The 20610-nt window shown below is 72.7% G+C and carries 19 protein-coding genes; 9 read left to right on the top strand and 10 right to left on the bottom strand.

Translation table 11 applies throughout. From position 1 onward, the window contains the following. Positions 1-49: 49 nt before the first annotated feature. Together ACX27O_RS11560 and ACX27O_RS11565 are read right to left on the bottom strand one after the other, a co-directional pair. Positions 50-1192 (bottom strand): SigB/SigF/SigG family RNA polymerase sigma factor, encoded by a 1143-nt coding sequence (locus ACX27O_RS11560; protein WP_030332689.1) that lies wholly within the window; start codon positions 1190-1192, stop codon positions 50-52. A gap of 222 nt (positions 1193-1414) precedes the next feature. Then, positions 1415-2857, bottom strand: coding sequence for a hypothetical protein (locus ACX27O_RS11565; RefSeq protein WP_374224342.1), 1443 nt, complete (start codon positions 2855-2857; stop codon positions 1415-1417). Positions 2858-3002: 145 nt separating this feature from the next. Here ACX27O_RS11565 and ACX27O_RS11570 point away from each other — a divergent pair, with 145 nt between their 5' ends. Beyond that, positions 3003-3233, top strand: coding sequence for a CDGSH iron-sulfur domain-containing protein (locus ACX27O_RS11570; RefSeq protein WP_030332684.1), 231 nt, complete (start codon positions 3003-3005; stop codon positions 3231-3233). Positions 3234-3409: 176 nt separating this feature from the next. Here ACX27O_RS11570 and ACX27O_RS11575 read toward each other — a convergent pair whose 3' ends face one another. The 3 genes from ACX27O_RS11575 to ACX27O_RS11585 are packed head-to-tail and all read right to left on the bottom strand — an operon-like array spanning position 3410 to position 7428. Next, positions 3410-4507 carry an iron-containing redox enzyme family protein gene (locus ACX27O_RS11575; protein WP_210861455.1) on the bottom strand — a complete coding sequence of 366 codons (1098 nt, stop codon included), beginning with the start codon at positions 4505-4507 and terminating at the stop codon, positions 3410-3412. Between the two features lie 49 nt (positions 4508-4556). After that, positions 4557-6311, bottom strand: a complete 1755-nt coding sequence (locus tag ACX27O_RS11580; RefSeq protein WP_210861457.1) for a thiamine pyrophosphate-binding protein — start codon at positions 6309-6311, stop codon at positions 4557-4559. After that, positions 6304-7428, bottom strand: coding sequence for a baeRF2 domain-containing protein (locus ACX27O_RS11585; RefSeq protein ID WP_030332679.1), 1125 nt, complete (start codon positions 7426-7428; stop codon positions 6304-6306). Before ACX27O_RS11585 ends, ACX27O_RS11580 begins: the two co-directional genes overlap by 8 nt. A 142-nt stretch (positions 7429-7570) precedes the next feature. On the opposite strand from ACX27O_RS11585, the gene ACX27O_RS11590 reads away from it, so the two are divergent. Next, entirely contained in the window at positions 7571-8119 is a 549-nt protein-coding gene (locus tag ACX27O_RS11590; RefSeq protein ID WP_030332677.1) for a hypothetical protein, read from the top strand. 34 nt (positions 8120-8153) lie between these two features. On the opposite strand, the gene ACX27O_RS11595 is transcribed toward ACX27O_RS11590, so the two are convergent. After that, complete coding sequence (locus tag ACX27O_RS11595; protein WP_030332675.1) at positions 8154-8492, bottom strand: DUF3817 domain-containing protein; 339 nt, start codon at positions 8490-8492, stop codon at positions 8154-8156. Positions 8493-8644: 152 nt separating this feature from the next. On the opposite strand from ACX27O_RS11595, the gene ACX27O_RS11600 reads away from it, so the two are divergent. Beyond that, positions 8645-10123 carry a glutamate--cysteine ligase gene (locus tag ACX27O_RS11600; RefSeq protein WP_357648185.1) on the top strand — a complete coding sequence of 493 codons (1479 nt, stop codon included), beginning with the start codon at positions 8645-8647 and terminating at the stop codon, positions 10121-10123. A 30-nt stretch (positions 10124-10153) separates the two neighbouring features. On the opposite strand, the gene ACX27O_RS11605 is transcribed toward ACX27O_RS11600, so the two are convergent. Next, complete coding sequence (locus tag ACX27O_RS11605; protein ID WP_051708528.1) at positions 10154-10540, bottom strand: DUF2267 domain-containing protein; 387 nt, start codon at positions 10538-10540, stop codon at positions 10154-10156. Between the two features lie 364 nt (positions 10541-10904). On the opposite strand from ACX27O_RS11605, the gene ACX27O_RS11610 reads away from it, so the two are divergent. Further along, positions 10905-11924, top strand: coding sequence for a S66 peptidase family protein (locus tag ACX27O_RS11610; RefSeq protein WP_358128819.1), 1020 nt, complete (start codon positions 10905-10907; stop codon positions 11922-11924). On the opposite strand, the gene ACX27O_RS11615 is transcribed toward ACX27O_RS11610, so the two are convergent. The 3 genes from ACX27O_RS11615 to ACX27O_RS11625 form a co-directional block, all read right to left on the bottom strand. After that, complete coding sequence (locus ACX27O_RS11615) at positions 11921-12496, bottom strand: GNAT family N-acetyltransferase (protein WP_458939388.1); 576 nt, start codon at positions 12494-12496, stop codon at positions 11921-11923. The genes ACX27O_RS11610 and ACX27O_RS11615 overlap by 4 nt on opposite strands. A gap of 376 nt (positions 12497-12872) precedes the next feature. Beyond that, positions 12873-14045, bottom strand: a complete 1173-nt coding sequence (locus tag ACX27O_RS11620; protein WP_030332667.1) for a zinc-dependent alcohol dehydrogenase — start codon at positions 14043-14045, stop codon at positions 12873-12875. Between the two features lie 27 nt (positions 14046-14072). Further along, a complete protein-coding gene (locus ACX27O_RS11625) occupies positions 14073-15023 on the bottom strand; it encodes an SRPBCC family protein (RefSeq protein WP_458939389.1) in 951 nt (316 codons plus the stop codon). A 238-nt stretch (positions 15024-15261) separates the two neighbouring features. Between ACX27O_RS11625 and ACX27O_RS11630 the strand changes: the two genes are divergently transcribed. The 5 genes from ACX27O_RS11630 (at position 15262) to ACX27O_RS11650 (ending at position 20589) form a co-directional block, all read left to right on the top strand. After that, positions 15262-16272 (top strand): carboxypeptidase-like regulatory domain-containing protein, encoded by a 1011-nt coding sequence (locus ACX27O_RS11630; protein ID WP_458939390.1) that lies wholly within the window; start codon positions 15262-15264, stop codon positions 16270-16272. 72 nt (positions 16273-16344) lie between these two features. Next, the gene (locus ACX27O_RS11635; RefSeq protein ID WP_210866900.1) at positions 16345-16881 is read left to right on the top strand and encodes a sigma-70 family RNA polymerase sigma factor; all 537 of its coding nucleotides are present in this window, start codon (positions 16345-16347) and stop codon (positions 16879-16881) included. Then, a complete protein-coding gene (locus tag ACX27O_RS11640; RefSeq protein WP_358135952.1) occupies positions 16868-18076 on the top strand; it encodes a WD40/YVTN/BNR-like repeat-containing protein in 1209 nt (402 codons plus the stop codon). The genes ACX27O_RS11635 and ACX27O_RS11640 overlap by 14 nt, the downstream gene beginning before the upstream one ends. 80 nt (positions 18077-18156) lie before the next feature. Continuing rightward, a complete protein-coding gene (locus ACX27O_RS11645; protein WP_458939391.1) occupies positions 18157-18519 on the top strand; it encodes an SCP2 sterol-binding domain-containing protein in 363 nt (120 codons plus the stop codon). 3 nt (positions 18520-18522) lie between these two features. Beyond that, entirely contained in the window at positions 18523-20589 is a 2067-nt protein-coding gene (locus ACX27O_RS11650; protein ID WP_458939392.1) for an amylo-alpha-1,6-glucosidase, read from the top strand. Positions 20590-20610 lie beyond the last annotated feature (21 nt).

Consider the following 20610-nt stretch of genomic DNA (forward strand, 5'->3'; position numbering starts at 1 on the left):
CTGCGCCTGTGCGGGTACCTGGTGCGTGCGGTGCGGGTACGTGGTGCGGTCAGTCCCGGGCCGGTGCCAGTCCGGCGGCGGTGAGCGAACGGCGTACCGCGGGCTGGACCCGGGTCAGCCGCAGCGGCACCCCGGTCCGCTCCGCGGCCTCCCGCCCGGCCATCAGCGCGGCGATCCCACCGGCGTCGAAGCCGCCCGCGCCGACCAGGTCGACGACCACCTCGCTGGGCTGACCGGTGACCGCCTCCAGCATGGCCCGACGCAACTGGTCCGCGCCGTCGCGGTCGATCTCGCCGCCCACCTCGACGACCACCGAGTCGCCGTTCTGCTTGACCGAGATCCGGGTCTTGCCCGGGTCGGGTTCGGCGGCGCCGTTCTGCCACGGCGGCGGCGCGTCGGCGAGCATCGCCTGGCGCAGCCAGGTGAGCGCCCGCGACAGCAGCCGGGACACGTGCATCTGCGAGATGCCGAACCGGGCGGCGATCTCCGCCTGGGTCTGGTTGCCGTAGAAGCGCATCGCGAGGATCCGCCGTTCCCGCCAGGGCAGTCGGTGCAGCAGGCCGCTCACCGTCACCCGGTCGTCGACCGACTCCAACGCGTTGTCCGACTCGCCGACCAGGTCGCCGAACTCGGCGGAGCTCTCCCCACCCACCGGGGCGTTGAGGGAGGCCGGGCTGTAGCCGGCCGCCGACTCCAGGGCGGCGAGGATCTCCTCCTCCGGGGTCTCCAGCCGGGCCGACAGCTCGGCCACCGACGGGGCCCGGGACAGCTCACTGGTGAGCGCGGCGGTGGCCTGCCCCACCTCCAGGATCAGGTCCCGCAGCCGGCGGGGCACGTGCACGCCCCAGGTCCGGTCCCGGAAGTGTCGTTTGATCTCGCCCACGATGGTGATCGCGGCGTACGCGGTGAACGAGCCCCGTTCCGGGTCATAGCGGTCGACGGCGTTGACCAGCCCCAGCCGGGCCACCTGCTCCAGGTCTTCCAGCGGCTCTCCGCGCCCCCGGTAGCGGCGGGCCAACCGCCCGGCGAACGGCAGCGCGAATCGCACCAGGTCGTCCCGAGCCTCCCCCCGCCGCTCCGGCGGCAGCCCGGCGATCCGGGCCGCGTACGCCATCGCCGCCGCGTCGAGATCCTCCAGACCTCGATCGGTGGGTGGTGGTGTGGTCGTGGTCGTGCTCGTCTGTCCGAACATCCGCGCCTCCCTCAGGAAGGTCCCCCGCCCGGATCGGGAAACCGGTCGTGCGCGTGGTCGAGCCACGCACCGGGCCGGAAAGTGGGTCAGTGACTGGGATGCCAGCGGGCGACACCGCCTCTACGCAGCGCAATTAGGCCGTCGCAGCCAGCGATGTTCCCGCTCCGTAGGTACTCAATCACGGGACCCCGGGTTCGCGAGGATGTTTCGGCGTCCTCCGTCTCAGGAGACCAACAACCCCTGGTGGCCGCCGCTGTCGCGGAGCACTGCCAACGCCTCGGCGACCCCCAGAGGGGGCGGCGCGGGCAGGTCGTACGGCTGGGCCCGCAGCACCTCGGTGGCCCGGCGGGTGGGCACCGAGGTGACCGGGTAGCCCCGGGCGGTGGTGCGGTCCAGCGCCCGACGCCGCCGGCCGAACCCGGCGACGGCCAGCCACTGCGGCAGCCCGGCCAGCGCGGGCGAGCGCACCCCGGGCGGCTCGGGCAGCACGTCCACCGAGCTGAACGCCTCGCTGCCGGCCAACCACCACTCGGCCTCGTCGACACTGCGGCGGGTGGCGTTCTCGCACCAGTACGGCACCAGCCCCGCCCGCACCACCTGCCACGGGTCGAGCAGCCGGCCGCATTCCACCACCAACCGATCACCGGTCTTGCCGGCGCGCCGCAGCCACCGCCGGTACAGGTCGGCCACGCCCGCGCTCAGCGCCGCCGGCCGGGGCACCAGCACCCGGTGCAGCGGGTGCTGGTGCTGGGCGGTCCAGTCCCGCGCGGCCAGCTCGAAGCCCGGGTCGACGCCGTGCTCGGCGTCCGCCGACGGTACGGACACCTCCGGTGGCTCCCACCGGGTCGCGTCGCCGCCGACGGAGCGCAGCACCTGCCGCAGGGCGTGGCTGTCCGGGTGGAAGTCCACCGGGTCCAGCCCGCTGCCCGGGCAGCCGACCTGGAAGCTGTGCCCCGGGGCGCGCTCCAGCGCCGGCCAGGTGCGCGCGTCGCGGACGAGCAGCACCGGCGCACCCGGCATCAGCCGGTCGGCCAGAAACGTCGCGTACGCGGCCGGTAGGGCCCGCCACGCGGCGGTCAGCGACACGGTCGCCCCGGTCAGCGCGCCACGGCTGGCCGGGCAGTGCACCTGACGCAGGTGCAGGTCGGCGTTGCCGGCGAGCAACCGGGTGGCGAGTGCCGCGCCGTGCTCCGCGGCGTCCGCCGGGCGGTCCACCCCACCCTCGGACCAGTGCACCGTCATTTCGAATCCCGCGGGCAGCCACGGCACGCCGAGAGCCACCGCGAGGTGGGCCACCGCGCCGTGCGGGGAGCCGATCAGCACCCCGGGGTAGCGCCGCCGGGGGTACTGGTCGACGAACCAGCGGGCCACCCGGGCGGCGTCCACCTCGTCGGTCTGGGCCACTGTCAGCGCGACCCGGCCGGCGGCGCGGGTGGCGGCCGCGCGGCGTACCGGCTCGGGGGCGCCGGGGAAGCGCGACGTCGGCCCGGTGTGCCCGAGGTCGGCGCAGTCGACCCCGCGCAGCGCCCGCGCGGTGGCGGCGACCAGCACCCGGGCGCTACTACCCGCTGCCACGACCCGGTCGCCGGCGAGACCGGCGCCATCGGCCGTGAGCCCCTTGCGCACCTTGTGCACCGGCCCCACCTTGCCTCGTTCGCTCACCACGCGGCCCGGCTTCCCGTCCCGATGGGGTTCAAACGGGGCATCACCCACCCGGCGGCACATTCCGCTGGTCAGCGGGGTGCCCCGGTCATCACCGGCGTTCGGTCGCGCGGGTTTCGGCAGGGTCAGGGCGGGCACTTCCGGGGCCATGCACACCGACGACACCAGCGAGCCCGCCGCCGCCACGATCACCCCGTACGAGGACGGACCGCTGCTGGTCCGTGGCGACTTCGCGCTGGTCACCCCGGACGGCGAGCGCATCGACGCGCGGCGCGGCACGGTGGCGCTGTGCCGGTGCGGCAAGTCGGCGCTCAAGCCGTTCTGCGACGGCACCCACAAGGCGATCAACTTCCGGGCGGGCACCACCCGCGAGCGCTGACCCAGGTCGTCGCGTCACGCCGCGCAGGCGCACGGTCGGGCCACACCAGAGTCACGCCGCCTTTGCTCTGCACCCGCCCACGCGCCAGTTACGCAGCGTGCGTGGTGCGCAGGCGGGTGCAGAGCAAAGGACGGATTCCGCGCGGCAGGCCCCACCCCGACAGCCGGCGGTGTGGATCAGACGAGCGCGGGCGGAGACGGCGGGGCCACCGCGGGCAACGCGACAAGCGACACCGTGGGCGGCAGGTCCGGCGGGGCTGGTGTCCGCAGCGAGCTACGGCCGTCGGCCCAGCTGTCCAGCAGGTGCGCGGCGAACAGCCGGTCCACCGCGAGCCCGGCCGCCGCGCCGAAGAGCACGTCGGAGGCGAGGGCCGGCTCCAGGCGGACCAGGCCACCGCACATGTCGTGCGCGGCGATCTGCTCGTGCACCGCGTCGGCCTCGACGTGCTCGTCGTAGAAGCGGGTGGCCACCTCGTCGAAGCCGAGCCGGCGCAGCCCGTTGCCGTAGCGGCGGTTGGGCAGCGAGGAGGTCATCTCGAACGCGGCCAGGTGCCCGAGCAGCGCACCGCGCAACCGTCGGTGCAGCCCGAACAGCGACATCAGGTTGTTGGTCGCCAACGTCACCGCCGGCACCACGTCGACGTGGGCGCCGTAACCGGTGTCCAGGCCCAGCCGGTCGAGGGTGCGCCGGAACAGCTCGGCGTGCATCCGGTCCAGCCGCCCGTTGCCGTACTCGTCGGTCTGGATCTCCACGAGCGCGGCCTTGGCCGGACCGCCGAGGCGGGGCAGCGCCCAACTGTGCGGGTCCGCCTCGCGCAGGTGGTACACGGAGCGGTGGGCGACGAACTCGCGGAACTGGGCGAGATCGGCGCGTCGTTGCAGCTGCGCGGCCAGCGCCGGTCCGTCGTCGGCCGCGACCAGCTCGGTCAGGCCGGCCGCCACCCCGGCGGCAGGCACCGACGGCGCCCCGACCAGCCGGCGCAGCGCCGCCTCGAAGACGCGTTCGCCGCGGGCCCGCAACGCCAGCAGTGTCGGCTGCCACTCCCACGACTCGTCCACCCCGAGCCAACCCCGGTAGTGCAGCTCGTAGCAGAGGAACAGCGTCAGCTGAAGGTCCTCGTCGACGATCGGGTCCGCCGGGTCGAGGCCGACGCCGAGATCGGTCGGCAGGTCGTGCGGCGGACGCCGCAGCGCTTCGATGACCGCCGTGGAGAGCGGACCCCGCGCCCTCGGCAGGGTCGCGGGACCGTAGCGGCGGTCGGCGGGTACGGACATCGGACCTCCAGCGTCGTCGGGCCGCTACTGATGCCCTGGTCCAGGGTCGCTAAACGAGATCATCCGCGGTCACGGTGACCTCCACCTGCTCGCGGACCTTCCGGGCCGCGGCGCCCTCGGCGTACAGACCGCGCAGGTCGGCGAACGCCGGCTCCGGCGGCGCCAGCGACACCGCCGGGTCGACGACCGCCTCCAGTACGCAGGGGCGGTCCGCGGCGAGGGCCTCGTCCCAGGCCGCGCCGACCAGCTCCGGACGGTCCACCCGCACCCCGTGCAGCCCCAGCAGCCGGGCCCAGCCGGCGTACGGCACGTCGGGCCGGCGGTGGGTCGGGTCGGACGACGGCTGCCGCCCGCCACCCATCCCGTTCTGGTCCCGGTTGTTGAGCACCAGCACCACCAGCCGGGGGTCGCTCCACCGCTGCCAGAGGTGCGACACGGTGATCAGCTCGGCGAGCCCGTTGAGCTGCATCGCCCCGTCGCCGACCAGCGCGACCACCGGCTGGTCCGGGGCGGCGAGCTTGGCCGCCACCGCGTACGGCAGCGCGCAGCCCATCGACCCGAGGGTGCCGCACAGCTGCGCGTTGACCCCGGGTGGCAGGGTGAGGTGCCGGGCGTACCAGTAGAGGACCGAGCCGACGTCGACAGCCACCGCGCCGGTGCCGGGCAGCCGGGCGGACAACTCCTGCAGGACGAGCTGCGGGTTGACCGGGTCCGCGGCGGCGGCGGCCCGCTCGGCGGCAGCCTCCCGCCACCGGTCCACCGAACTCTCCACAGTGGCCCGCCACTGCTGCTCGGGCCGACCGCGCACCCGGCTCAGCAGCGCCCGTAGGGTCTCGGCGGCGTCACCGACCAGCGGCACGTCGGCCGGGTACCGGGTGCCGATCCGGCGGCCGTCGATGTCGATCTGCACCGTGCGCGCCTGCTCCGGCATCGGGAAGTAGTCGGTCCACGGGTCGTTGGTGCCGACCATCAGCAGGGTGTCGCAGCCACCCATCAGCTCGGCCGCCGCCGGTGTGCCGACCTCGCCGAGCACCCCGGTGTGAAACGGCAGCCGCTCGTCGAGCACCGGCTTGCCCAGCAGTGAGGTGGCCACCCCGGCGCCGAGCCGGTCGGCCATCTCGATGATCTCGGCAGCGGCGTCCCGACCACCCTGGCCCACCAGGATCGCGGTCCGCTGGCCGCCGCTGAGCAGCTGCGCGGCGGCGTCCAGGTCCGCCTCGTGCGGCAGCACCCGGGCCAGCGGCTCACCGGGGGTCGCCGTGATCACCCCGGCGCTGTACGACTGGAGGTCGGGCACCAGCGCCTCCTGCAACTGCCGGGGCAGCACCACGCAGGTCGGGCTGCGGGTCGCCGCCGCCGTCCGGAACGCCTGGTCCAGCAGCGCCCCCACCTCCTCGGGGCGGCGACCGTACCGGACGAACTGGTTGCACACGTCAGCGAAGAGCCGACTCAGCCCGATCTCCTGGTGCGCGCCGCCGAGCGGCCCGGAGATGTCCTCACCGACGATGGCCACCACCGGCTTGCTGTCCAGCTTGGCGTCGTAGAGGCCGTTGAGCAGCTGGACGGCGCTGGGCCCCTGGGTGGCGAGGCAGACCCCGATGCCGCCGGTGAACTTGGCGTGCCCGGTGGCCATGAACGAGGCGGTCTCCTCGTGCCGGGCCGGGATGAACGCCGGCTCCCCGCCGGTGCGGTCCAGCGCGTCGACCAGCGGGGCGATCGCCTCCCCCGGGTACCCGAAGGCGCGGGGCACCCGCCAGGCCAGAAGCCGCTCGACCACCACGTCGGCCACCGACCGGTCAACCATTGCCGCGCCCCGGTGTGCTGGGGTCGACGTAGCGCAGTACCGCGCCCACGCCGTCGGTCAGGTCCGGCGCCTCGTCCGGGCCGAGCACGGTCAGTGCCGCGTCGGTGCCGACGAGCGCCCGGACCAGTGCCGCGTCGGCGCGTACCCGCTGCGGGTCGGCCACCGACATGGCGGCCAGCTGCCCCGGGTCGACGGCGATCTCGGTGGGTTCCGCCCCGATCCACAGCTCACCGTTGGCCGACGGGTCGTCCACGATGAGCATCATGTCCACCTGGTTGCGTTGCAGGGCCGAGACGACCGCGTCGAGGCCGCCGCCGACGTCCTCCTGCACGCCGAACTTGTCCAGCGCGGCGCTGATCCGCTGGTCGGCGATCTCCGCGATGGTCTGCACGGTGAGGTCGTCCAACATCGTCTGGTCGGCGCCGCCGGCCCGGGACCCGGCATCGGTGCGCACCACCAGGTCCTGCCAGCGCTCCGGCATCTGGGCGGCAATCATGCCGGTGGCCCGGACGTCGCCGGCCACCACCACCACGTCCGCGCCGACCCGGTCAGCCAGTTGCACCGTCGCCGCGGTGACGTCGCCGGCGTTCTGGTGCCACGCCTCCATGGCGGCCCGCTGATAGCGCGACTGGGACCAGCCACCGGGCTTCGCCCGCCGCAGCGGGTACTCGTCCCGGCCGGCGACGTGCGCCCGCCGGGGCACCCCGCCGGCGCTGACCGCCATCGCGTCGGCGCCGACCCGGTCGGCGACCACCCGCACCCAGGCCACCTGCTCGCCGCGCTGGGCGAGCAGCGGCATCACGTGCGGCAGCGGGCCGACGTGGGCCAGGTCGCGCAGTGGTGGCGCGGACAGGTACTCGGAGAGCACCACCCGGCCGTGACTGGCGAAGACCGCCAGGCCGTAGTCCCCGACCATCGGGTCGTGACCTCGGACCACCCGGTCCAGCGCGGCGATGCTCGCCTCGTCCGCCCCCTGTTCGGCCAGGCGGCGTTCCAGGGCACGCCAGCGCAGATCCAGGGCGGGGTGGGCGTCCTCCGTGTCCGCGGAGGCGTCCAGATACACCGAGCACCACGGCCCGGGACGGTCGTAGAGCGGGCGCAGGAAGGACAGCTGCATGCTCGACCCCTTTCCAGCTCGGCCCCCCGCTTACCCGGGTCGTCGGGGATGTCACCTCGCGGCCGTGAGCCCGTGACCAGGTTTCATTCACGTCGTTCAACCGAAGACGTCGATACGATCTGTGAACACACGCGAACTCTCGATGGTGGAAATGGACAGCGGACTCGATACCCGACGGATCGTGTACCCGACGGAACGAATCGTCACCGGGCGGCTGATCCGCCTGCTCGACGGCTACACCCGGGAGGTACGCATCGGTCAGCCGGTGCTGGTGGCGGTGCTCGCCGCGGCGGCCTTCGCCCGGCTGCCCGCCCTGCTGCTGCGCTCGCTCTTCTCCTTCGGCGGCGGCGGCACCCGACGCCGCTGGAAGGAGCTGAAGCAGGGCCCGGAATACCTGGTCACACCGGTGCGGCTGCGCAACGCCGCCGGTCAGCTCTGCGAGGTGGAGCTGCACGGTCACCTGCCGCAGAGCGCCCTGCACCCGGCGGATCAGGTGCAGCTCACGGTGCGCCCGCAACGCGACCCGGAGCTGCCGCCCCGGATCGAGCGGATCGTCAACCTCACCACCGGGCAGCTGCTGACCCCACGGACCGCGACGCTCTGGTCGCACCTCGGGCCACCGCTGCTGTTGCAGGCGTTGGTGGGCTCGCTGCTGCTGGCCGGCGTGGTGGCCTGCTCCGCGCTGACCTGATCGGTCCCGGCGGGCTCGTCCGCCGGTCGGTGGTTCAGCCGACGGGGGCGGGCTCGCGGACCGGCTGCCGGTCGACGCCGAGCATCGCGCGGCGGCGGGCCCAGCGCTCGAAGGCCAGGGTGGCGAACGGCGGCACCGCGCTGGCCAGGGCCACCGCCGTGGCCAGCAGGCTCCACCGGTGCAGCCGGGCCACGGCGAGCACCAGCACGACGTACGCGACGAACAGGCCGCCGTGGATCGGCCCGAAAATCTTGACGCCCAGCTCGTTGTCGGTCGGGCCGTACTTGACCAGCATGCCGACCAGCAGGGCCAGCCAGGAGCAGGCCTCGGCGATCGCCGCCGCGACGAACAGCCGGGTCACCTTCTCGCGCATTCGCACGCCACCACCTCTCGGGCCGCAATGCTATCGGTCGGCTCTGGCCGGGGTGGCGGGGCGGGCGACTGGGTAGGAAAGGACCATCGGGTCTTCCCCTGCCCGCCGATCAGTGCGAGGTTAGGGGGACCAGCGGTGACGGGGTGGTGACCATGGGCGAGGACGTCGGCGTGCGGACCTTCAGTCGGGAGGATCGGGCCCGCTATCGCGACAAGGTCCGCCGCTGCCTGGACGTCTTCGCCGAGATGCTGCGCGAGTCCCGTTTCGACCTCGACCGGCCGATGACCGGCGTCGAGATCGAGCTGAATCTCGTCGACGAGGCGTCGAACCCGGCGATGCGCAACGCCGACGTGCTGGCGGCCATCGCCGATGAGAGCTTCCAGACCGAGCTGGGCCAGTTCAACATCGAGATCAACGTGCCGCCGCGCCGGCTGACCGGCACCGGCACCGCCGAGTTCGAGGAGTACGTGCGGGCCAGCCTCAACGCCGCCGAGGTGAAGGCCCGGGCGATCGGCGCGCACATGGTCATGATCGGCATCCTGCCGACGTTGCGCCCCGAGCACCTGACCGCCGAGACGCTGTCGGCCAATCCACGCTACAAGCTGCTCAACGAGCAGATCTTCGCGGCCCGCGGTGAGGATCTGCCGATCGCCATCAGTGGGGTGGAACGCCTGGCGGTCACCGCCGACACGATCACCCCGGAGGCGGCCTGCACCAGCACCCAGTTCCACCTGCAGGTCAGTCCGGCCCAGTTCGCCGACTACTGGAACGCCGCGCAGGCGGTGGCCGGCATCCAGGTCGCTGTCGGCGCGAACTCGCCGCTGTTCTTCGGCCGGGAGCTGTGGCGCGAGACCCGCATTCCGCTGTTCCAGCAGGCCACCGACACCCGGTCGGAAGAGATCAAAGCCCAGGGGGTACGCCCCCGCGTCTGGTTCGGCGAACGCTGGATCACCAGCGTGTTCGACCTGTTCGAGGAGAACGTGCGCTACTTCCCGGCGCTGCTTCCGGTCTGCGACCCGGAGGACCCGGCGCAGGCGCTCGCGGCCGGCGAGGTGCCCAATCTGGCCGAGCTGCGCCTGCACAACGGCACCGTCTACCGGTGGAACCGCCCGGTGTACGACGTGTCGCGTGGTCGTCCGCACCTGCGGGTGGAGAATCGGGTGCTGCCCGCCGGGCCGACCGTGCTGGACACCGTCGCCAACGGCGCCTTCTACTTCGGGTTGGTGCGCGCCCTCGCCGAATCGGACCGGCCACTGTGGTCGCAGATGTCGTTCAGCGCCGCCGAGGAGAACTTCACCAGTTGCGCCCGGCACGGCATCGACGCGCAGGTCTTCTGGCCTGGCCTGGGCTACCTGCCGGTCACCGAACTGGTGCTGCGCCGGTTGCTGCCGATGGCGCATCACGGCCTGGACCGGTGGGGGCTCGACCCGGGCGAGCGCGACCGATTGCTCGGGATCATCGAGCAGCGCTGCCTGACCGGCCGCAACGGGGCGACCTGGCAGGTGGAGACACTGCACCGGCTGGAGACCGCCGACCACCTGGACCGGCCGGCGGCGCTGCGCGAGGTGGTCCGGCACTACGTGGACCTGATGCACAGCAACCGGCCGGTGCACGAGTGGCCGATCCCGTGAGCGCCCCGGGTGGCCCGATCGGCGCGGGGCTCAGCCGCGCGGGGTGGGAACGCCGAAGAGATCGGTGATGCCACCGGGAAGCTGGGCGAACAGGTCGTGTCGCTCGTCGTCATTCAGCGCATCGGCGACGGTTCGCAACACCGCCTGGGCGTGCTGGCGCACCTGGTCCGCGTTCGCGACCTGCTCCCGGTCGCCGACGTGTTTGAGAAACTCACCGACGTCCCACCGGCGACCCTGGGGATTGCGGGTGACGGACGCGTCCAGTCCGTCCGGTAGCTGGGCCGCCAGGTTGTCGGCCTCCTGTCCGGCGAGCCGTTCACCGAGCACCGACAGGACGGCCTGGATGGACCGGACGGCCTCGTTCTCACCGAGGCCCGCGCGCTGTCGTACCGTGGCGATCATCTGCTCGTACTCCATGCCCCGCTCCTTCGGTCTCGTCGGCATGCCGTCAGGCGCGCCTGCGGACGAACGGGGCGAGTTCCCACGCTCTCGGGCCACAAACGGGTCGCGCGCGGACCCGGACTTCCCGCCGTCGACGCCCGAGGCCTCGCAAGCCGCCGCGAACCGGACGGGTCACCGGTGCCCTCCAATACCGGGGCACCGCGCGCCCGCCGGGGTGAACTCGGTCCCTTGTGGACCCCGCATCACACTGATGACTGTCGTAGGCTGGGGCCGCTCGCACATCGTCTGATCACGATGAGGGGACGCGCCGGTGACCGCTTCTGGAACAGACCGAGCCACGATCCAGGGGTCCGCGCGGGTCCCCGTGTCCCGTCGACGCATGCTGCGGATGGGAGCGGCGGCGGCCGGTGGCGCGGCGCTCGTCGGCTCGGCGGAGGCCGCGTCCGCGCAGACCGCGCCGGGTGGTGCGAAGCGCGTCCTGCGGGCGCCGGTGCTGTCACCCGGTGACCGGGTCCGGGTCGTGTCGCCCGGCGGCACCCCCAACCCCACCGCCATGGCCCGCGGCATCGAGATCCTGCGCGGCTGGGGCCTGGAGGTCGAGCTGGGCACGAACGTGTTCGCCAGGTACGGCTACCTCGCCGGCACCGACGCGCAGCGGCTGGCCGACCTGAACGCCGCACTCAACGACCCGGGGGTTCGTGCTGTCTTCGCCGCCCGTGGCGGGTACGGCACCCAGCGGATCGTCGACCAGATCGACGTGTCCGGTCTGCGCCGGGATCCTCGGGTGGTCGTCGGCTTCAGCGACATCACCAGCATCCAGGGCAAGCTCTGGCGTGAGATCGGCCTGGTCACCTTCTACGGCCCGATGGTCAACTGGAACGACGCCCGCACCGGCCCCGAGTCGGCCGAGGCGCTGCGCAAGGCGGTGATGACCACCGAGCCCGTCACGATCACCAGGGATCCGGCCGAGACGGCAGCCCCCGTCCTGGTGCCCGGGCGGGCGTCCGGTCCCCTGCTCGGCGGCTGCCTGACGTTGATCTCCACCTCGCTCGGCGCGGAGGACGCCCCGAGGTTCGACGACGCGATCCTGTTCTTCGAGGACGTGGACGAGGCTCCGTACAGCATCGACAGGATGGTGACCGAGCTGCGCCGGGTGGGTGTGCTGTCCCGGGTCGCCGGGGTGGCCATCGGCCAGATCACCAACAGCGTCGGTGGTCCGGGTGAGTGGGACGCGGCGGCGGTGCTGAAGGACCGCCTGTACGACCTCGGCGTGCCGGTCCTGGGCGGGTTACGGCTGGGACACGGCAACGGGCAGCTCACCGTTCCGCTCGGCGCACGGGCCACCATCGACGCCGAGGCCGGGACCTTGACGGTGCAGCCGGGAGTCCGCCCGCGTTAGCCTCCGGTTACCGCGTCCCACGGGGAAGGGTCGTCGCGCAGCCGGCTGTAGAGGTACCCGTCGCGCCACCGACCGGCCCGGAACTCGCTGGCCCGCACGATGCCCTCCAACTGGAAGCCGGCCCTTTCCAGCGCCCGCTGCTCGGCCACGTTCTCCGGGTGGGTGCCGGCCTGGATGCGCTGCGCCGGGGTGTGCTGGAAGAGGTAGTCGCAGAGCAGCGCCTGCGCGCGCCAGCCGATGCCCCTCCCCCGCCACGGTGGCAGCAGGACGATACCGATCGACCAGTACGACGCCCGACCCGCGTAGCACCCCGCGGTGTAGCTGACGATGCCGGCGGCGGCCCGCTCCTGTTCGACCTCGACGATGAGCCGCCCGTCGTCCTCGCCGAGGTAGCCGTCGACGGCGAACCGCCGCGCCGGTGCGCCGGCGTCCGTGAAGCCGGCCCAGTCCAGACCGATCAGGCCCGGCTCGGTGCACAACCGTCGGAACATCGCCAGGTCGGGCTCGGCAACCGGCCGCAGCCGGACGGTGAGGTCGGCCGATGCCGGCAGCGATGTGTCACCACTGTCCATGGCGACACGCTAGCTGTCCGACGTGGTTAGGCGCGCCCCGCGTTCGCGCCGTGTGGACGGGGGACGACCTGAGGTGGCGGCCACGGTGGCGACCGAGGTGGTGGTCGGGGTGGTGGTCGAGGTGGCGACCCGGGGTGGCGGCCGGGGTGATGGTCGGGTCCTTTAGAGCTGATTCACTGACGGCATCACGCGCCCGGAGCGTTACGGCTGCACGCATCCGGCCGCTCGACCCCCGGCAGGAGATCCCGGACCAGCCGGGGCTGATTCGTTTGCGGCATCAGCTCCAAAGGCGGCGCGGCACTTCCCCGCCCCGCCAGCACCTCCGCGCTTGGTCAGACCTTGAGCGGCACTCCCCCGCCAGCACCTCTGCGCCTGGTCAGACCTTGAGCAGCACCTTCGTACAGTCGTCCTGCTTCTTCTGGAAGATCTTGTAGCCCTTCGGGGCGTCGCGCAGCGGCATCCGGTGGCTGACGATGAAGCTCGGGTCGATCTCGCCGCGCTGGATGCGCTCCAGCAGCGGTCGGGTGTAGCGCTGAACGTGGCACTGGCCGGTCCGCATGACCAGCGACCGGTTCATGAACGCGCCCATCGGGAACTTGTCGACGAAGCCGCCGTACGCGCCGATGACCGATACCACCCCTCCGGAGCGGCAGGCCAGGATCGCCTGCCGAAGGGCGAACGGCCGTTCCGTCTCGACCCGCGCGGCCTGCTTGGCCCGGTCGTACGCGTACATGGCGGTGTTGCCGTGGTGGCTCTCCATGCCCACCGCGTCGATGCACGCGTCGGGGCCCCGGCCGGCGGTCATCGCGTTGAGCGTGTCCAGCACGTCGACGGACTCGTAGTTGATCGTCTCGGCGCCGATGTGCTTCTCGGCCAGCCGCAGCCGGTACGGGAACCGGTCGATGATGATGACCCGCTCCGCGCCGAGCAGCCGGGCGCTGGCGGCGGCGAGCAGCCCGACCGGCCCGGCGCCCCAGACGGCGATCACCTGACCGGGTTTGATGTCGCACATCTCGGCGCCCATGTAGCCGGTGGGGAACACGTCGGCGAGCATGACCGCCTGGTCGTCGCTGATCTCGTCGGGCACCTTGATCGGGCCGACGTCGGCGAACGGCACCCGGGCGTACTCGGCCTGGCCGCCCGCGTACCCGCCGAGCAGGTGCGAGTAGCCGAAGATGCCGGCCGGCGAGTGCCCCATGATCTTCTCGGCGATGCCGGCGTTCGGGTTGGAGTTCTCGCAGACCGAGTAGAGGCCGCGCTGGCAGGAGGCGCAGTGCCCGCAGGCGATCGGGAAGGGCACCACCACCCGGTCGCCGGGGGCGAGGTTGCGGACCTGCGGGCCCACCTCCACCACCTCGCCCATGAACTCGTGGCCGAGGATGTCGCCCTTGCGCATCGCGGGAATGTAGCCGTGGTAGAGGTGCAGGTCGGAGCCGCAGATCGCGGTGGTGCTGATCCGCACGATCGCGTCCCGGGCGTTCATGATCTTCGGGTCGGGTACGTCGATGACCTTGACGCTGTCGGCGCCCATCCAGGCGGTGGCCTTCATTATCGGTCCCTTTCGGAGCGTGGACGGTCAGCGACGCGACGGCGGCAGCGGCTGGGCGGGACGCTGCATGGCCTGTTGGCGGACGGAGATGCCGTTGGGGCTGCCCTCGGACCGGACGACCTCGCCGGTCTCCAGCACCTGCTTGAACCGGCGCAGGTCGTCACGGACCTGCTGCTCGGGTTCTTCGCCGAAGAGCTTCGCCACCGCTCGACCCAGCGCGCCGGCTGGCGGCGCGTAGCGCAACTCCACCCGCACCTCGGTGCCCCGGTCACCGGGGGCGGGTACGAACCGGACCCGGCCGGCGTTTGGCACCCGGCTTCCCGGCAGCGACCGCCAGGTGATCGACTTGTTCGGCTGGTCGTCGATGATCTCGGCGTCCCACTCGACGCGGCGCCCGGCCGGCCCCCTGGCGATCCAGTGCGAGCGGCGCAGGTCGTCGGCGCGGACGGATTCCAGGTGCGCCATGAACCGGGGCAGGTTCTCCATGTCCCGCCAGAACCGGTACGCCTCGGCGGGCGACCGGTTCACCGTCACCGCGATCTCCATCTGGATCACCCGGGCGCGGGCCCGTCGGGCCCGGCCGGTGCGGACGGCGGCGAGCACGTCCACGGCGGTGATGCCGGCGATGGCGAGGGTGGTCAGCGCGACCCGGCGGCGGCGGTCACCAGCACGGTCGGCCAGGGCCCGCCCGAGCACTGCGAGGTCCATCGCGTCGCCGGCCACCCGACTCCAGGCCCAACCGGCCGGGCGGCGGCCGCTGAGCAGGCCGGCGGCGCTGCCCAACTCCCGCAGGCCGATGGCGGGGAGTACGGACCGGGCGGCCGGGCTGTCGTCCACGCCCGTCATCCGCGCGACAGGACCGGGCGCGGCCAGGGCGCCCACGCCCAGGGCCAGGCTCAGCAGGCCGAGCGCGCGCGGCAACGTCGCCGGCACCGGCCCGTCCAGCTCGGGCAGGAGCACAGTGTCGACACGACTCATGTCCGGTCCTCTCAGGTGGCGTCGCCGCCGGTCCGCTGCCGGGGGCGGCGGTGGTCCCGCCCCCGTGACGCTATGTCGTACCGGTGCCGTCCGCGCCGGGTTCGGGGGAGAACGTCCGATCCGGGAGGGGGTGGCCGGTTACCCGACCGGCGACGGTCGACATGGCGACATTGACCGAAATGGATCACTGTCTGCGGTTACCGTCGGCCCACCCGTGGCGCCGTCGGAAGGACACCCCATGAGCCGCGCACTCCTGCGCCAGCTGACCGCCATCGCCGCCGTCGCCCTGCTCGTCGTGGAGGCCGCCGCGCCGGCCGCCGCGGCTCCCCCCGGGTCGTCCGCGCCCGGCGGCGTCCGGACGGTGGTGCGCGACGCGGCGAGCGGCGCGCCGGTCCCCCGGGCCTGCGCCGCGCTCGTCCCGGTGGACGCCGCGGCGTTGGCGGCGGTCACCCTCGGCGAGGATCAGCTCGGGCGGTACGGGGGCTGCGCCGACGAGCAGGGTGTCCTGGTGACCGGCGATGTCGCACCGGGGCGGTACCGGCTGCTGGTGCGCCCCTACGACACGACGACGCACGGCTGGCAGTGGGTCGGCCGGCACGGCGGCACCGGTGAGCGCGAGCGGGCCCGGGTGGTCCAGGTGCGCGCCGGTGCGGTGACCGCTGTGCCGGACGTCCGACTCGACCCGCCCGGCACCGTCGTCGGGGTGGTGACCGACGCGGCGACGGGCGCGCCGGTCCCCCGCGCCCGGGTCATGGCGGTGCCGTACGTGCCGGATCCGAAGTACGGCGACCACGGCCCGACCACCGACGACGACGGCCGCTACACGATCACCGGTCTCGGCCCGTACCACTGGCCGGTCCAGTTCGCCGCCGCCGGCCTGGCGACCGTCTGGTCCGGTGGGGTGGGCAGCCGGCAGCAGGCGCGTCCGGTGCGGGTACGCGCCCAGCAGACGGCGACCCTGAATCAGGCGCTGCCCGCCGGGACACCGCTCAGTGGGGCGGTACGGGTCGACGAACTGCTCACCTACGCCCAGGTGATCGCGTTCGACGCGGCCACCGGGGACCTGGCCGGTGTGGCGGACGTGGGCAGCGGTTACGACCTGCGCCTGCTCCCCGGGCAGCGGGTGAAGCTGCGCTGCGACTGCGCGTACGCCCCACCGGTCTGGCACCGCGGCGCCGCCGGCTTCGACGCCGCGACCGCCGTGCGGGTCGGGCGGGCACCGGTCGTGGTGGACTTCAACCTCGACTGACAGGGATTCTGGCCAGCCACCGGAACCTTCTCCCCGGCCCGTTGGTGGGAGTGGTGGAGAAGGGGGGTGGCGGTGTCCGACGGCGATCTGATCTCCGAGCTGTACGCCGGCTGTTTCCGGCGCCTGGTGGTCCAGCTGTACGCGGTGACCGGCGACCTGACCGAGGCGCAGGAGGCGGTTCAGGAGGCGTTCACCCGTGCGCTGGTGTCGCCGGGGCGGTTCGCCGGGCTGGACAACCCGGAGGCGTGGTTGCGTCGGGTCGCGGTGAACTGGGCCCGCAGCCGGTACCGCCGCCGTCGGGTGCTGGACGGGCTGCTGCGCCGGATCGGCCCGCCGCCGGCCGTCGCCGACCACTCCCCGGAGCACCTCGCCCTGCTCGCCGCGCTGCGCGTGCTGCCGGAGGGGCAGCGGCAGGCGCTGGCCCTGCACTACCTCGTCGACCTGCCGGTGGACGAGGTCGCCGCCACGCTGGGCGTGTCGTCCGGGACGGTGAAGTCTCGGCTGTCGCGGGGCCGGGTCGCCCTGGCGGCGCTGCTCGCCGACACCGACGACACCACCACGGGGGAAACCGACGCTACCCAAGCCGGGAGGATCGATGTCCAATCGTAAGTTCTCCGGATTCGACCTGGACACGATCACCGAGGCCGTGTCGCAGCCGCCTCTCGACGAGCTGCACGCCACGGCCCGGTCCCGTCGACGCCGGTCGGTCGGGGTGGTGGCGACCGCGTTGGTCGCACTGGTCGGGCTGGCGGTCGTACCGATGGTGTCCGGGCCGGAGCGGGCCGCGCCGGCCGAACCGCCGCCACCGTCGGGTGGGTCGGTCAGCCAACTCACGCTGACCGGGCCGACCTCCGGGGTCGACGTGCGCCACGACGGCTGCGTGGTGCGCTTCGCGTACACCGGCGACGGCGGCCGCAGCTGGTCGGACTGGGACGCGGCGCGCTTCGAGGGCACCAGGTGCGCGGCCGGCACGGCGGCCGGGACACCTGGCAGTGGCACTGACTTCTCCGTCCTCGGTGAGCGGTCCTATCTGGTCACCGACTCGGGGGTGACCCACCTGTCCACCGACTACGGCCGCACCTGGCGCGACGGCAACTCCGCGATCGTTGCCGTGCCGGCGTTCCCGGTGACGGCTCGGCCGGTGCCCTGTGGGTTCGGCTGTGGGCCGGTGGCGGAGCCGCTGGCGGTGGATCCGTCGAGCGGAACGGTGTACCGGCTCACCGCTGCGGCACCCTCGTGGCGTCCGCTGTTCAGCCTCTATCCGGCGGCCGACGGCAGCATCTGGGCCACGTACCGGATGGGGAGCGGCCGGGGCTCGACTGTCGCCCGCAGCGCCGACCGCGGCGCGACCTGGACCAGCTGGGAGGCGGGTGACGACGCCGGGGTGATCACGGCGGTCGGGCTGAACGACCGGGAAGGGTACGTCTTGACCAAACCGTCGGCCACCGGCGGCGGGGTGCGGCTGTTGCGGACCACGGACGGCGCGAAGACCTGGACGGACACGGGTGCCGAGCTGTCGAATCAGATCCACTACGACCTCACTGTGGGGTCGGACGGGTCCCTGCTGGCGGTCACGCCCGGTGGGGGCACCGAACCGGACCGCCGCGCGCGGCTCTTGGTCAGCCGGGATGGCGGGCGGCACTTCACAGTCGCCAGGGAGTACGGCCGACTCGTCGGTTCGGTCAGCGTCGCGCCCGGCTTCGCCTGGCTCTTCGGTAGCGACGACGGCTCGACGGGCGAGCCGGACCACGTCCTGGTCACCACGGACGGAAGCACCTGGACCCGCTTCTCGCTCGCTCCCTGAACCACTGGTGCCGCCCGGCGTTAGGTGTTACCCGAACCGGGTAGCCGGCATCGGCTGATACCAGCGCCCGAGGAGGTGGGATGTCGGAGACCAGCGACTTCTTCGAGCGGTTGGCGGTCGCCGGCCAGGATCCGCGGTTCAGCAAGGTCCGTGGGAGTGTCCGGTTCGACATCCACGACGGTGGCCGTCTGGAGCAGTGGCTGCTGGACATCGACCATGGCCAGATGCGGGTGATCAAAAGCGGTGGTCCGGCCACCACGGTGATCAAGGTGTCGGCGCAGGTCGCGGACGCGATGGCGCGGGGCGAGGTGAACGGGCTGGCGGCGATCACCCGGGGCGAGGTCATCGTCGACGGTGATCTCGCTCTGGCGTTGCGCATCGGGCGGCTGTTTCCGCGAGCGTCCGGCCGGTCTCAGCCCGACGATCCCGACAGTGGGGCGTGACCGGTGAGGGACATCGCGGGCACCGTGGCGTGCATCGACGGGAACACCTTCATGGTCTCCGACGCCAGCGGGGACGTGGAGTCGTCCCCGAGCACTCCGGTCGGCCTCTTCGCCGCCGACACCCGCTTCCTGTCCCGCTGGCGGCTCACCGTCGACGGTGAGTGCATGACGGCGCTGTCGGTGGACGACAGCCAGTACTTCGAGGTGACGTTCTTCGCGGTGCCGGGTCGGGCGGTCGACTACGTGGAGGCGGACGTGTCAGCCATTCGGCGCCGGCGCATCGGCCCGGACCTCACCGAATCGCTCACGATCTTCAACTACGGCGAGGAGGACATGACGCTCGACGTACGCCTGGAGGTGGAAGCGGACTTCGCCGACATCTTCGAGATCAAGTTCGACATCGAGGAGAAGGCCGGCACCTACTACACCAAGGTCGGCAAGAACGAGTTGCGCCTGGGCTACCGGCGGGGCACCTACCACCGTGAGGTTGTCGTGTCGGCGAGTGAGCCCGCGCAGTTCGACCCGGGCGGCCTTCGGTTCGCGGTCCGGCTACGCCCGGGGCAGCAGTGGTCGACCCGGTTGCAGGCCGTCATGCTGGCGCTGCGTCCGGACGGCGTCGACCTGCGCTCCGCCCTGCGGGCCCAACGGCCGGACGACTCCACCCTGCCCACCAGCATGCGGGACTGGGTCGCGGCGGCCCCGACCCTGGACACCGACAGCGTCGGCCTCCAGCAGGTCTACCACCGCAGCCTCGTGGACCTGGCGGCGCTGCGCTTCGCCCCGCTGTCGCTCGGCGGAGCGAGCGTGCCCGCGGCCGGGTTGCCCTGGTTCATGACCCTGTTCGGCCGCGACAGCCTGTTGACCTGCTTGCAGACCCTGCCCGTCACCCCGTCGCTGACCCCACCGACGTTGCGGATTCTCGCGTCGTTGCAGGGCGCCCGGACCGACGACGTGTTGGAGGAGGACCCGGGCCGGATCCTGCACGAGTTGCGCTACGGAGAGTCCGCCGCGTTCGAGGAGCAGCCGCACTCCCCCTACTACGGCACTGTGGACGCCTCGCCGCTGTTCGTGGTGCTGCTCGACGAGTACGAGCGGTGGAGCGGTGACACCGCGCTGGCGCTGGAGTTGGAGCAGGAGGCTCGCGCGGCGCTGACCTGGATCGACAGGTACGCGGACCTGACCTCCACCGGCTACGTCTGGTACCAGCGACGTAACCGGGCCACTGGCCTGGACAACCAGTGCTGGAAGGACTCCTGGGACAGCATCTCCTACGCCGACGGGCGGCTGCCGGGCTTCCCGAGGGCGACCTGCGAAACCCAGGGGTACGCCTACGACGCCAAGATCAGAGGAGCGCGGCTGGCCCGTACCGTGTGGGGTGATCCGGCCTACGCCGAGCGGCTGGAGAGCGAGGCGGCGGCGCTGTACGAGCGGTTCAACCGGGACTTCTGGCTTGAGGACCGCGGCTTCTACGCCCTCGCGCTCGACCACGACGGCACGGCCGTGGACAGCCTGTCGTCCAACATCGGGCATCTGTTGTGGAGCGGCATCGTGCCGCCGGAGCGGGCGCCCCGGGTGGTGGAGCACCTGATGGGTCCGGCGCTCTTCTCCGGTTGGGGTGTGCGGACGTTCGCCGACGGGCAGCGCCGCTACAACCCGCTCGGCTACCACAACGGTACGGTCTGGCCGTTCGACAACTCCTTCATCGCCTGGGGACTGCGCCGGTACGGGTTCGGCAACGAGGCGGCCCGCATCGCCGAGGGCATCCTGTCCGCGGCCACCTACTTCGAGGGTCGGCTGCCCGAGGCGTTCGGCGGGTTCGACCGTGACACCACCAAGTTCCCGATCCGGTACCCGACCGCGGGCAGTCCGCAGGCGTGGTCCAGCGGGGCGACCATGCTGCTGCTCCGCACCATGCTCGGTATCAACCCACACGAGGACCATCTGGCCGTGGACCCGGCGTTGCCCGCCACCTTCGGGCGGATCGCGCTGCTGGACATCCCCGGCCGGTGGGGCAGGCGCGACGCGTTCGCCCGGCAACGCCCGACCAGCGCTGACGGCACGGTCAGCTGACGGCGAAGCCGGCGCGCGGGC

It is taken from the genome of Micromonospora sp. SD19 (genome assembly GCF_054462275.1).

What these genes read in the sequence shown, in the direction of transcription:
- ACX27O_RS11560 (WP_030332689.1), bottom strand. Translation starts at nt 1,192, where the DNA reads ATGTTCGGACAGACGAGCACGACCACGACCACACCACCACCCACCGAT.
- ACX27O_RS11630 (WP_458939390.1), top strand. Translation starts at nt 15,262, where the DNA reads ATGAGCCGCGCACTCCTGCGCCAGCTGACCGCCATCGCCGCCGTCGCC.
- ACX27O_RS11645 (WP_458939391.1), top strand. Translation starts at nt 18,157, where the DNA reads ATGTCGGAGACCAGCGACTTCTTCGAGCGGTTGGCGGTCGCCGGCCAG.
- ACX27O_RS11640 (WP_358135952.1), top strand. Translation starts at nt 16,868, where the DNA reads ATGTCCAATCGTAAGTTCTCCGGATTCGACCTGGACACGATCACCGAG.
- ACX27O_RS11620 (WP_030332667.1), bottom strand. Translation starts at nt 14,045, where the DNA reads ATGAAGGCCACCGCCTGGATGGGCGCCGACAGCGTCAAGGTCATCGAC.
- ACX27O_RS11575 (WP_210861455.1), bottom strand. Translation starts at nt 4,507, where the DNA reads ATGTCCGTACCCGCCGACCGCCGCTACGGTCCCGCGACCCTGCCGAGG.
- ACX27O_RS11600 (WP_357648185.1), top strand. Translation starts at nt 8,645, where the DNA reads ATGGGCGAGGACGTCGGCGTGCGGACCTTCAGTCGGGAGGATCGGGCC.
- ACX27O_RS11590 (WP_030332677.1), top strand. Translation starts at nt 7,571, where the DNA reads ATGGTGGAAATGGACAGCGGACTCGATACCCGACGGATCGTGTACCCG.
- ACX27O_RS11605 (WP_051708528.1), bottom strand. Translation starts at nt 10,540, where the DNA reads ATGGAGTACGAGCAGATGATCGCCACGGTACGACAGCGCGCGGGCCTC.
- ACX27O_RS11580 (WP_210861457.1), bottom strand. Translation starts at nt 6,311, where the DNA reads ATGGTTGACCGGTCGGTGGCCGACGTGGTGGTCGAGCGGCTTCTGGCC.
- ACX27O_RS11570 (WP_030332684.1), top strand. Translation starts at nt 3,003, where the DNA reads ATGCACACCGACGACACCAGCGAGCCCGCCGCCGCCACGATCACCCCG.
- ACX27O_RS11595 (WP_030332675.1), bottom strand. Translation starts at nt 8,492, where the DNA reads ATGCGCGAGAAGGTGACCCGGCTGTTCGTCGCGGCGGCGATCGCCGAG.
- ACX27O_RS11585 (WP_030332679.1), bottom strand. Translation starts at nt 7,428, where the DNA reads ATGCAGCTGTCCTTCCTGCGCCCGCTCTACGACCGTCCCGGGCCGTGG.
- ACX27O_RS11610 (WP_358128819.1), top strand. Translation starts at nt 10,905, where the DNA reads ATGCTGCGGATGGGAGCGGCGGCGGCCGGTGGCGCGGCGCTCGTCGGC.
- ACX27O_RS11625 (WP_458939389.1), bottom strand. Translation starts at nt 15,023, where the DNA reads ATGAGTCGTGTCGACACTGTGCTCCTGCCCGAGCTGGACGGGCCGGTG.
- ACX27O_RS11615 (WP_458939388.1), bottom strand. Translation starts at nt 12,496, where the DNA reads ATGGACAGTGGTGACACATCGCTGCCGGCATCGGCCGACCTCACCGTC.